Raw genomic sequence first — 11,250 nt, 5'->3', positions numbered from 1 at the left:
GCAAGGACTACGAATGAGCATGACCCCCGAACAGGCGGCCTGGTTCCGCGACACGTTCACGCGTCTCGTCGACAACGTCGACCAGGCGCTGATGGGCAAGCGCGAGGTCGTCGGCCTCGTCCTCGCGGCGATGCTCGCCGAGGGACACGTGCTCCTCGAGGACGCGCCCGGTACCGGCAAGACCAGCCTCGCGAAGGCGCTCGCCGCCAGCGTGCAGGGCACGTCGACCCGCATCCAGTTCACGCCCGACCTGCTGCCCTCCGACGTGACGGGTGTCACGATCTACGACCAGCAGAACCACAAGTTCGAGTTCCACAAGGGACCCGTCTTCGCGTCGATCGTGCTTGCGGACGAGATCAACCGCGCCTCGCCGAAGACGCAGTCGGCGCTCCTCGAGGTGATGGAGGAGTCGCGGGTCACCGTCGACGGTGTGCCGCACGAGGTCGGCCGCCCGTTCCTCGTCATCGCGACGCAGAACCCGATCGAGCAGGCGGGCACCTACAAGCTGCCCGAGGCGCAGCTCGACCGCTTCATGATCAAGACCTCGATCGGCTACCCGTCGCTCGCCGTCGCCGAGCGGATCCTCGCCGGCGAGGTCGACCGCAACCCGTCCGGCAAGCTGAGCCCCGTCATCACGACCAAGGCCGTCGCCGACATGGCCGACCTGGCGGCATCCGTCCACGTCGACCCGGCCGTCGCGCGGTACGCCGCCCAGCTCGTCGAGGCGACCCGTGAATCGGATGCCACGAAGCTCGGCGTCTCGGTGCGCGGCGCGATCTCGATGATGCGGATCGCGCGCGTCGTCGCGGCATCCCAGGGACGTCACTACGTCATCCCCGACGACGTGAAGGCGCTCGCCGCACCCGTCTGGACCCACCGTCTCGTCCTCGACCCCGAGGCCGAGTTCGCCGGCACGACCTCGGAGTCGGTCATCGAGCGCGCGCTGGGCCAGGTCGAGGCACCCCTCGCGAGGGCGTCGGCCTGATGACGATGACGCCGGAAACGGTGGCCGCGGCGCCCGACGCGCCCGGCCCCTCCGGCGTGCCCGCAGACGCCCCGGACGAGACCACCGACGCGCCCCAGCTCGCCCCCCGTCAGGCGACGCGGTGGGAGAAGGTGCGGGAGGATGCCGGGGTGTGGGCGCGCCGCGCCGGGGCACGCATCGCGGTCATCGCGGATGTGATCCAGGTCACCGGCTGGGTGGTCATCGCGGCCGCGGTCGTCCTGTGGATCACCGCGTTCGCCCTCGGATGGCAGGAGGCGTTCGTCGCCGCGGTGGTGGCCACGATCCTCGCGCTGCTCTGCGCCGTCTTCCTCTTCGGCCGCACCGCCTACGACGTCGACCTCGACCTCACCCGCACCCGCGTCGTCGTGGGGGAGCGCGCCGTCGGCGCGCTGACCCTCGCGAACCGCACCTCGCGATCGCTGCTCCCCTCGGAGGTCGTCCTGCCCGTCGGCGCCGGCCGCGGTCTGTTCCAGGTCCCGCGCCTGGCCGCGGGCGCCGAGCACGAGGAGCTCTTCGCCATCCCCACGACCGCCCGCGGCGTGCTCGCGGTCGGACCCGTCAGTGTGCTCCGTGGCGACCCGTTGGGCCTGTTCGAGCGCACCCACGATCGCCGGCAGGCCGTCGACCTGTTCGTCCACCCCCGCACGCTGCCGCTCGAGGGTCTCTCGCTCGGCCAGATGCGCGACCTCGAGGGCCTGCCCGACCAGCACCTCGCGCGCGACGACGTGTCGTTCCACGCGCTGCGCGACTACCAGCCCGGCGACGACCTGCGCCACGTGCACTGGAAGTCGACGGCGCGCACCGGCACCCTGATGGTTCGCGAGTACGAGCAGACCCGGCGCTCCCACTTCGTCGTCGCCCTCTCCACCCACCCCGGCGAGTACCGCGACCCGGAGGAGTTCGAGACCGCGATCTCGGTCGCCGGCTCGATCGGCCTGCGCGCGCTGCGCGACTCCCGCACCCTCGACGTCCGCACCTCGGCGGGCAAGATCCGCGCCGAGACGGGACGCCGCTACCTCGACTCCCTCGCGGCCATCGAGCCCAGCAAGCCCCGCGAGGGCGGGATCGTCGCGCTCGCCGGCATCCTGGCCGCGCATTCCCCGGATGCCGCCGTGGCCGTCCTCATCTGCGGGTCCACGGTCGACGCGGGGCAGCTCCGGCTCGCCTGCTCGCGCGTGCCGTTCGGCGTGCGCACGCTCGCGATCATCGCCGACAGCCGCCTCGACGCCCCGGCACTGCGCCGCGTGGGCGACGCCGACGTCATGGCCCTGGGCGAGCTGGACCAGCTCCCGAACGCGATCCGCAAGGTCCTGTCGTGAACCGGCTGCGCTTCCTCCTGCTCCCCGGGTCGACGTGGCGTCGCCTCGTCGCCGACGTCGGTGCGGTCGTCCTCCTCCTCACCGTCGGCATCGTCGGCTTCGCGGCGACGTTCGAGGGCGCGACCTACCTCGTCGCCGCCGTCGGCGCCCTCGTCGTCGGCATCGCCCTCGCGTGGGTCGGCGCGAGGTGGCGCTGGGGGGTGCTGACCCTCGCGGGTGCGACCGTCGCCGTGTACTTCCTGCTCGGGGGCGCGCTGGCCCTGCCCGCCACGACGTTCCTCGGCGTCATCCCGACCCTCGAGACGTGGCGTCAGCTCGCCTTCGGCATCGTGACGGCGTGGAAGGACCTGCTGACCACGGTGCCCCCCGTCGCGCCCGACGACGGCCACCTGATCGTCCCGTTCCTCATGACGCTCGTGGCGTCGTTGCTGACCGCATCGCTCGCGCTGCGGCTGCGTCGGCCCGCGTGGGCGCTGATCCCGGCATCCGCCTTCATCGCCGGCGAGATCCTGCTCGGCACGGCGCAGACCGTCGCCCCGATCGTTCAGGGTGCCCTGTTCGTCATCGTCGCCGTCGTCTGGTTGGCGCTGCGCACCCTGTGGAGCCCGGAGCGCACCGCGGTCGAGGCCGCGACCCCCGGGGCGGATGCCTCGCGTGCCGCACGCCTGCGCCGCCTCGTCTCGGGCGGGGTCGTCGTCGCCCTCGCGACCGGAGCGGGGGCGGCCGTCGCGGCGACCGCCGCCCCGCCCACGCAGCGCTACATCCTGCGCGACTTCGTCGTGCCGCCCTTCGACATCCACGACTACGCGAGCCCCCTGCAGTCCTGGCGCGGCTACGTCCGCGACTTCGAGAGCGAACCCCTGTTCACCGTGAGCGGCCTGCCTGAGGACGCTCGGGTTCGGCTTGCGACGATGGACGCCTACGACGGCATCGTCTACAACGTCGCCGAGGACGGCGCGGGCTCGTCGAGCGCCTTCACCCCCGTCCGGTCCAACATGTCGCCGCAGGCGAAGGGCGACGAATCGACCGTGCGCGTCGACATCGAGAACCTCGACGGCGTCTGGCTGCCGTCGGTCGGTTCCGCCCACGAGATCACCTTCGCCGGTGATCGGGCGAACGACCTGCGCCGCGGCGCGCACTTCAACGACGGCACCGGAACCGCCGTCGTCACCTCCGGGGTCCACTCCGGCGACCAGTACACGATCGACACGACCGTGCCCGAGCAGCCGACCGACGAGCAGCTGGCGGACCAGCAGTTCGCCCCGCTGAAGATGCCGCGGCAGACCGGCATCCCGCAGTCCCTCAGCGAGCTCGCCTCGGACGCCACGGAGGAGGCCGAGACGCCGATCGAGCGGGCGCGGGCGCTCGAGAGCTACCTGCAGACCGAGGGGTACTTCAGTCACGGTCTGGCCGACGACGTCTACTCGCCCTCCGGTCACGGCGCCGCACGGATCACGATGCTCGTCTCGAACGAGCAGATGATCGGCGACGACGAGCAGTACGCCGTGACGATGGCGCTCATGGCCCTGCAGCTCGGGATGCCCGCGCGGGTGGTCATGGGCTGGTACCCCGACGAGGGCGAGCAGGACGGGAGCGGGGTCTTCACCGCCACCGGCGACAACATGCACGCCTGGGTCGAGATCGCGTTCGAGGATGCCGGATGGGTGACCTTCGATCCGACCCCCGACGAGGACAACGAGCCGAGCCAGCAGAACACGAAGCCGCGCGCCAACCCGAAGCCGCAGGTCCTGCAGCCGCCGCCGCCCGCGCAGGAGCCGGCGGAGTTGCCGCCGGCGCTCGCCGAGGAGCGCGACCAGGACGAGGAGGAGCCTCCGGGGCTCGACTGGCTCGGACCGGTGCTTCTGTGGACCGGGATCGGTCTCGGCACCCTCCTCCTGCTGCTGTCGCCGTTCCTCGTGATCGGCGGGGTGAAGGCCGCCCGCCGCACCCGCCGCCTGCGCGCCGAGCGCACCGCCGACCGGGTGTCGGGCGGGTGGGACGAGCTCGTCGACCGCGCCGTCGACTACCGCGTCGCGGTGCCGCCGGGGTCCACGCGCGCCGAGAGCGCCCGCGCCGTGGGGGAGACCTTCGACGGTCCCCGCGTCGCGACCCTCGCCCAGCGCGCCGACGCCGAGGTGTACGGCCCCGGCAACCCCACGCCGGAGGACGTCGACGCGTTCTGGCGCGAGGTCGACGAGATCGTCGCGGGCATGGCGGGCGGTGCCACGTTCTGGCAGCGGCTGCGCGCCCGCCTGAGTCTGCGGTCGCTGCGACGGGGTGGGATCCGGCGAACGGCGCGACGGCCATGACCGCCCGCGTGCCCGCGACGATGCGCCACCGCATCCTCGCCGTCGTCATCGACTCCGCGATCGCCGCCGCCGTGAACGGCGTCGCCGTCGGCGTCGTGTTCGCCCTGTCGACGGTGACCGCGGTCCCGATCCTCTGGCTGCTGCCCGTGCTCGCCGTCGTCAGCACGGCCTGGTTCCTCGTGCACACCGGGATGCAGGGCGGTCGCGGCTCCCTCGGAATGCGCTTCATGGGGGTCCGGTTGGCCCACGCTTCCGACGACGCTGAACTCGGATTCGGACGCGCGCTCGGTCGCAACCTCCTCTGGGGCCTCACGGCGAGCGTCGTCGTCGGGTTCTTCTCGCCGCTGTTCGACTCCTCGCGCTGGCGGCGCGGGTGGCACGACCTCGCCTCGGGCGCGGTCGTCGTCGACGTGGCACCCGCCCCGCGCCCGTCGGCCCCCGTCGAGCAGTCCCCGGCGGACGTGCGGCCCGCGCCGCTCCCGGCGCCCGCTCCCGCTCCCGCTCCGGCGGTGCTCGCGGCCGCGGTGCCGCCCGCCCCCTCGGGCGCCGTCCGGCCCGTCGCCGGGCCGGCATCGGGCCCTCTGCCGCCGCCCTCGTGGGCCCCGGCACCCGTCCCCGCGAACCGTCGCATCCCGCGCACCCTCCCCGTCGACGTGATCTCCACGGTTCCCGGCGTGCCGCACCGAGACGGCCGGCCGGCGCCGGCCGAGCGGGTCGCGCCCCCGGTGATCGCGATCCTCGGGTGGGATGACGGCACCCGGCACACCGTCTACGAGCCCACCCTGTTCGGCCGCGGCCCCGGTCAGCAGCCGGGACGGCGCAGCACCGCGGTGCGCGACGAGACGCTCTCGCTGTCGAAGACGCACTTCGAGATCGGCGCCGACGACGAGGGCACGTGGGTCGTCGACCGGCATTCCCTCAATGGGGTCGTCATCGTGCGGGCTGGCCAGCCGCAGCGCCTCATGCCGGGGCGACGGGCGCGCGTGTGGTCGGGCGACGTCCTCGAACTCGGCGACCGGCGGCTCACGGTGGAGAGCGCCCGGTGACGGCGATCGACGTCCGCGTCGGAGCGGCGACCCACCCGGGGCTGCGTCGCCGCGTCAACGAGGACTCGCACCTCGCGGAGTACCCCCTGTTCCTCGTCGCCGACGGCATGGGCGGCCACGACGCCGGCGCCGCCGCGAGCGGGGCGGTCGTCGCCGCGTTCCGCGCCCTCGTCGGGCGGGACTCCGTCGGCATCGAGGGGATGCGGGCCGCCCTGTCGCGTGCCCGCGTCGCCGTCGAGCGCATCGGGTATGCGGGGCGCGCGGCGGGCACGACCCTCAGCGGCGTCGCGATCACCGAGGTCGGCGGGCACGGCTACTGGCTCGCGGTCAACGTGGGCGATTCGCGCACGTACCGCTTCGCGGACGGCGAGCTCGAGCAGATCAGCGTGGACCACTCCGTCGTGCAGGAGCTCATCGACGCGGGCGAACTGACCGGCGACGCCGCCGGTCGTGATCCCCGCCGCAACGAGATCACGCGCGCGATCGGCGGCGGCAGCGGCGGCGAGGCGGACTTCTGGCTGCTCGCGGCCGAGGCGGGGGACCGCATCCTGGTCTGCTCGGACGGGCTCTCGGGCGAGGTGCCCGAGGAGCGCATCACCGGCATCCTGCGCGACGTCATCGATCCGCAGGATGCCGCGACCCGCCTCGTCCACGAGGCGATGCTGCACGGCGGACGCGACAACATCACGGCCGTCGTGGTCGATGCCGTGCGCGTCGCGGGGCAGGATGAGGGGGAGACGACGCCCGGCCTCGGGTCGTCGGACGCCGACGAGGACACACGGCCGCGTGCAGCGGCAGGAGGAGACGCCTGATGCGCGCAGTGCGGTATCGGCCCGACGGCAGTGCCGAGGCGTGGCGTGCGGCGGTGACCGGGTCGGCGCTCGCCGTGCTGCCCCCCGCGGTCACGCCGCACGCCGTCGAGGGCGTGTGGCGCCGTCTCGAGGGCGGCGGCATCGGCGCCGTGCTCGACTCGCTCACCGGCGCGTTCGGCACCTCGCTCGCCGCGATCCCGCCGTTCGGCCTCGCGGTCGCCGAGGGTGACGGCGTCCGCGTCGCGGTGCGCGGCCCCGTCTCGCTCGTCGTCGAGACGGCGGACGACGTCGAGGAGGTGTCGGGAGCGGGTGTCGCGACCTGGACCGAGCGGTTCCTGCCGCGCGCCGTCCGGGTGAGCGTCGACATCGGTGCGGGATCGGATGCCGACCTGCTGCCCATCGAGTCGGGGGTCGTGCCCGCGGCCCAGATCGTCTTCGACCTCGTCGCGCGCGAGGCCGCCCCGGCGGCCGCGCCCGTCGAGGCCCCCGCGTCGCCGGTGGCCGAGCCTGCGGAGGTGGCCTCGTCGGCGGCGGATGTGCCCGAGAGCGACGTCGCGGAGTCGGATGCCGCGGAGCCGGGAGCCGCGGAGCCGGAACCGGAGCCCGACCCGACCGCCGCGGAATCGGAGCCCACAGAATCGGCCGCGCCCGAACCGCACGCCGCAGCGCCGGAGCCCGCGAAGCCGGGCCCCGCGGAGCCGGACCACGACGCCGTGGCCGAGGACGTCGGCGAGACCATCGCCTCCTCGCGCACGCTCGCGAAGGACTCCCCGCCCGCGCCGCCGGCCGCTCCCGGGCTGGTGACCGGGGTGCCTCCCGTGCACACCCTCGGCGGATCGCCGGTGTCGACCCCCGGCATCCCCGAGGCGACCCGGGCCCCCGACGGAGGCGAGACCATCGCCGGGATCGACGAGGACCCCGTGCTCGGAGCGACCATCGCGAGCCCGCGCACCGCCGCGCAGGGGACCGCGCCGGTGCCCGCGCTGCCGCCGTTCGTGCCGCCCCACCTGCCGGCCCCGCCGCTGCCCGGTACCGCCGAGCTCGGCGATCACGACGGCGCGACGGTGTCGGTCGCCGAAGCCCGCGCGATGCGCGCGGCATCCGCCTTCGACTCGATCGAGGACGTCCCGCCGCGCAGTCCGTCGCGCGGACGCATCCGCCTCGCCGACGGGCGGGTCATCGAGCTCGAGCGCACGGTCATCGTCGGTCGCCGTCCGCGCTCGACCCGCCCCGCCGAGAACGAGCTGCCCACGCTCGTCGCGGTCGACGGACCGCAGCACGACATCTCGCGCAACCACGTCGAGATCCGCGCCGAGGGTGAGCACGTGCTCGCCGTCGACCTGGCGAGCACCAACGGCACCGTCCTGCTGCGCGGCGGACACGACCCCGTGCGGCTGCACCCCAACGAGCCGACCATGGTCATCGACGCCGACGTGCTCGACCTGGGCGACGGTGTCACGCTGACCTTCGAGGACCTGCCGTGAGTGCGAAGCGCGCTCCCGCCGCACCGCCGCAGCTCCCCGGTTTCTCGTACGTCCAGGTCCTCGGCTCCGGCGGCTTCGCCGACGTGTACCTGTACGAGCAGGCCCTGCCGCGCCGCCGCGTGGCGGTGAAGGTGCTCCTCGCCGAGAAGATGACCAGCGGCGCGGTCGAGCAGTTCCAAGCCGAGGCGAACGTCATGGCGATGCTCTCGACGCATCCCGCCATCGTCACGATCTACCAGGCCGGGGTGGCCGAGGACGGCCGGTCGTACCTCGTCATGGAGTACTGCTCCAAGCCGAACCTGCAGGTGCGCGCCCGCTCGGCGCCCATCTCGGTCGCCGAGGCGCTGCGTGTCGGCATCCAGGTCGCCGCCGCAGTCGAGACGGCCCACCGCGCCGGCATCCTGCACCGCGACATCAAACCGGCCAACATCCTCGTCACCGAATACAACCGTCCCGCGCTGACCGACTTCGGCATCGCGACGACCGCCGACGGCCGCGATCCTTCCGCGGGGATGTCGATCCCGTGGTCGCCGCCGGAGTCGTTCGCCGACACCCCCGAGTTCACGGTGCAGTCCGACGTGTGGGCGCTGGGCGCCACCGTCTACAACCTGCTCGCCGGCCGCTCGCCCTTCGAGGTGCCCGGCGGTCGCAACGGCGGCGCCGACCTGATCCGCCGCATCGAATCCGAGCCGCTCGCGCGTCTGGAGCGACCCGACGCGCCCGCGTCGCTCTTCCACGTGCTCGAGCGGGCGATGGCCAAGCGCCCGGTGGACCGGTTCGAGTCGGCCGTCGCCTTCGCCCGCGCGCTGCAGAAGGTGCAGATCGAGCTCGCGCACTCGGTCACCCCGATCGACATCCTCGACGATGCGCCGCCCGTCGAGGAGCAGGAGGAGGATGGCGAGCTCACGCGCGTGCGGGGCATCGTCAGCATCGATCCGCACACCGCTCCGGCCGCAGGCCCCACGTGGGAGCGTTCGGCTCTCGCCGCCGGTTTCGGGACGGGCCCCGACGCGACGGTCCAGCGCGACACCTCGGGTTGGGCGCCCGGCGGCGCGCCCGCCGACACGGGGGCGGACGCCACCGTGCTGCGACCGCCGACCGCCATCCCGCCGGCCGCGCCGGTGACGAGCGAGGTCGACGAGGGCACGATGCTGCGTGCCCCCCAGCGCACAGCGGCCACCCCCGCGGCGACGGGACCTGCGCCCGTGACTGCCACGACCGCGCCGCCGGCGCGCTCGCGCAAGGGGCTGTGGATCGGCATCATCGCGGCGGCCGTCGTCGCGGTCGTCGTGGTCGGTGCGGTGCTCGTCGCCTCGGCACTGGCGCCGCCCGCCGAGGTGGCGGACCCGCAGGAGACGGCGACGACCGCCCCTGAGCCGCAGGACCCGGTGGCGGACTTCATCGCCGCGCCGGAGAAGAGCGCCAGCACGATCCGAGGCGGCGAGGTGATCTTCCGCTGGGTCAACCCCGATCCGCAGGAGGGCGACACCTACGTCTGGCAGCGGGTGCGGCTCGACGGCGGCGAGGCGGCCGCCGAGAACGTCGCGGAGACGAGCGTCGTCGTCCCGCTCGACGGCGACACGCAGGTCTGCATCGATGTCAGCGTGCGGCGCGAGAACGGCGCGACGAGCGACGCGACACGCCTCTGCGCCTCGTCTTGAGAGGGCGGATCAGCCCCGGTCGAGCACCTTCACGATGACCGACCGGCGGCGCAGCTCCGCGATCGTCCGGGTCTCCTCGTGCGCGTCGCGCCCGAGCGCCTTCACGTCCGTGACGACGAGGACGTCCCCGGCGCCGAGGCGGCCGAACAGTCGCGTGAGCCGGTCCTCCCACGTCTCGCCGGTCTCGGGGGCGGGATGCCGGAACCCGGCGATCGGCACCCCGAACTTCGCGAGCGCCTCGCGCTGCGCGACGATGCTCGGCATGTCGGGGCGCGAGACGACGAGACCGACGAGCCGGGATCCGGCGGGCAGGGCGAGCCACCACTCGGGGCTCGGATCGACCGCGGCGAACCCCGGGGCATCCGTCATCGGGTCGTCGGGGATCGCGATGGTGCGCGACTCGGCGTAGTCGCCGGGTGTCGGCTGGTCGGCGTGTGCGTCCACGGTGATCTCCTCGCTCGCTCCCATTGTGTCCGATGAGGGCGGTGCCGCGAATCCGAGCACGGTCGAGGCCGTCGCCGCAACCCGTTCCGCGCGCGGGATCGGCGGGCGTACCGTTCCGGTATGACCTTCAACCCGGATGCGGACGTACGGGGCTCGCGCGCGACCCGCCGCGGCGGCCGCGGCGCCGTGATCGCCGGCGGTGCCGGCGGCGCGGGAGCCGTCGTCGTGCTGCTGCTGTTCATGTTCACGGGGCAGGACTTCAGCGGCTTCCTCGGCGGAGGCGTCGGGGGTGGCACGTCCCCCGACCAGGGCGTCGTGGAGAACTGCGACAGCGGGGCGGACGCCAACGCGAACGACGACTGCCGCCTGGACGCCGGCGAAGAGGTCATCAACACGTACTGGCAGAGCGAGCTCGACGGCTACGAGAAGCCGCAGCTCGTGCTCGTGGAGCAGCAGGCGCAGACGCCGTGCGGCACGGCATCCAATCAGACCGGTCCGTTCTACTGCCCGACCGATCGCACCGTCTACATCGATCCCACGTTCTGGAGCATCCTGCGCGGACAGCTCGGCGCCGAGGGCGGCGACCTCGCCCAGCTGTACGTGCTCGCCCACGAGTACGGGCACCACGTGCAGAACCTCCTCGGCGTCTTCGAGGAGTACCCGCGCGACGGCACCGGCGAGGACAGCAACGCCGTCCGCACCGAGCTCCAGGCCGACTGCTTCGCGGGCGCCTGGACCGCCGCCGCTCCCGACCAGACGGATGCCGAGGGTCGGCCGTTCCTCCTCGAACCCACGCAGGCGCAGATCGACGATGCGCTGAACGCAGCCGCCGCCGTCGGCGACGACCACATCCAGCAGCAGTCCGGGCAGGTGAATCCCGAGAGCTGGACGCACGGATCGAGCGAGCAGCGACAGCGGTGGTTCATGGCCGGGTACGAGGGCGGCAGCACCGCGTGCGACACGTTCGCGGTCCCGGCGGGGGAGCTCTGAGGGCCGCCGGAGGCCCCGACTGCTAGACTGGGCGGGTTGCGGCATCCTTCCCTGGTGCCCCTCGCGTCGTAGAACGCATCATCCGCTGCCGATCCATCGATCGTCGCCGGCGACTCCTTCTCACGGCGAACCCGTCTGCGCACTCGCACCCGGGACACCGATCCGGGCGATCACGCCCG

Annotated in this window: 9 protein-coding genes; 8 read left to right on the top strand and 1 reads right to left on the bottom strand. The window is 73.6% G+C overall.

The genetic code is table 11. The features are described 5' to 3' along the window. Positions 1-13: 13 nt before the first annotated feature. From Q9S36_RS19025 to Q9S36_RS18995, 7 genes are read left to right on the top strand one after another with little or no spacing between them, the layout of a single operon-like run. On the top strand, positions 14-985 hold the full coding sequence (locus tag Q9S36_RS19025; protein ID WP_064003569.1) for a MoxR family ATPase: 972 nt from the start codon (positions 14-16) through the stop codon (positions 983-985). Beyond that, positions 985-2,325: a DUF58 domain-containing protein gene (locus Q9S36_RS19020; protein ID WP_311286490.1), complete on the top strand. Its 1,341-nt coding sequence runs from the start codon at positions 985-987 to the stop codon at positions 2,323-2,325. The genes Q9S36_RS19025 and Q9S36_RS19020 overlap by 1 nt, the downstream gene beginning before the upstream one ends. Further along, a complete protein-coding gene (locus Q9S36_RS19015; protein WP_311286489.1) occupies positions 2,322-4,634 on the top strand; it encodes a transglutaminaseTgpA domain-containing protein in 2,313 nt (770 codons plus the stop codon). The genes Q9S36_RS19020 and Q9S36_RS19015 overlap by 4 nt, the downstream gene beginning before the upstream one ends. Further along, complete coding sequence (locus Q9S36_RS19010; protein WP_311286488.1) at positions 4,631-5,680, top strand: RDD family protein; 1,050 nt, start codon at positions 4,631-4,633, stop codon at positions 5,678-5,680. The genes Q9S36_RS19015 and Q9S36_RS19010 overlap by 4 nt, the downstream gene beginning before the upstream one ends. Beyond that, complete coding sequence (locus Q9S36_RS19005; protein ID WP_311286487.1) at positions 5,677-6,492, top strand: protein phosphatase 2C domain-containing protein; 816 nt, start codon at positions 5,677-5,679, stop codon at positions 6,490-6,492. The genes Q9S36_RS19010 and Q9S36_RS19005 overlap by 4 nt, the downstream gene beginning before the upstream one ends. Continuing rightward, a complete protein-coding gene (locus tag Q9S36_RS19000) occupies positions 6,492-7,976 on the top strand; it encodes an FHA domain-containing protein (protein ID WP_311286486.1) in 1,485 nt (494 codons plus the stop codon). The genes Q9S36_RS19005 and Q9S36_RS19000 overlap by 1 nt, the downstream gene beginning before the upstream one ends. Next, positions 7,973-9,637 carry a serine/threonine-protein kinase gene (locus Q9S36_RS18995; RefSeq protein WP_311286485.1) on the top strand — a complete coding sequence of 555 codons (1,665 nt, stop codon included), beginning with the start codon at positions 7,973-7,975 and terminating at the stop codon, positions 9,635-9,637. The genes Q9S36_RS19000 and Q9S36_RS18995 overlap by 4 nt, the downstream gene beginning before the upstream one ends. 9 nt (positions 9,638-9,646) lie before the next feature. On the opposite strand, the gene Q9S36_RS18990 is transcribed toward Q9S36_RS18995, so the two are convergent. Next, positions 9,647-10,081, bottom strand: coding sequence for a recombinase family protein (locus Q9S36_RS18990; protein WP_217529910.1), 435 nt, complete (start codon positions 10,079-10,081; stop codon positions 9,647-9,649). 120 nt (positions 10,082-10,201) lie between these two features. Between Q9S36_RS18990 and Q9S36_RS18985 the strand changes: the two genes are divergently transcribed. Then, positions 10,202-11,071 carry a neutral zinc metallopeptidase gene (locus Q9S36_RS18985; protein ID WP_311286484.1) on the top strand — a complete coding sequence of 290 codons (870 nt, stop codon included), beginning with the start codon at positions 10,202-10,204 and terminating at the stop codon, positions 11,069-11,071. Positions 11,072-11,250 lie beyond the last annotated feature (179 nt).

Source organism: Microbacterium sp. ARD31 (assembly GCF_031844425.1).
This window is presented reverse-complemented; position numbering and strand designations above follow the sequence as displayed.